The sequence below is a fragment of the Burkholderia sp. MR1-5-21 genome, assembly GCF_053427715.1.
Genome location: NZ_JBSAXD010000139.1, coordinates 1 through 375, shown reverse-complemented (window position 1 = coordinate 375; position 375 = coordinate 1). Strand labels below are relative to the sequence as shown.

General features: G+C 59.7%; 1 protein-coding gene. It reads left to right on the top strand.

The genetic code is table 11. The annotated features are described in order from the left end of the window. Positions 1 to 375 (top strand): hemagglutinin repeat-containing protein (locus tag ACV229_RS40775; RefSeq protein WP_448088687.1); only part of this gene is annotated, 375 nt, incomplete at both ends.

The following is a 375-nucleotide window of genomic DNA, read 5'->3' as shown; positions in this document are numbered from 1 at the left end:
GCCGATATGACGCTCGAGGGCGCGACCGTTTCTGCCGGTAAGGATTTTTCTGCAATAGTTGGCGGCAATTTGACGGCGACGACGGTCACGGATACCGCGAAGCTCGACAACGTTGCGGCGGACAGCAAGACGCGGCAAGAAGTCGATCACGTTTATGACGAACGCACCGTCGGCACGCAAATTACGGCCGGTGGCAATGCGACCCTGGCGGCGGTGAGCATTGAAACGTCGAAAGGCAACGTAGCGCTGACGGGTTCGTCACTCACGGCGGGCGTGACGAATGGCGTTGAAAACGGTACGGGGGCCGCGAACATCGTAGCGACGGGCGACGTCACGTTGAACGAAGCCCGTGAGGAACATGACAACTATCAGGCG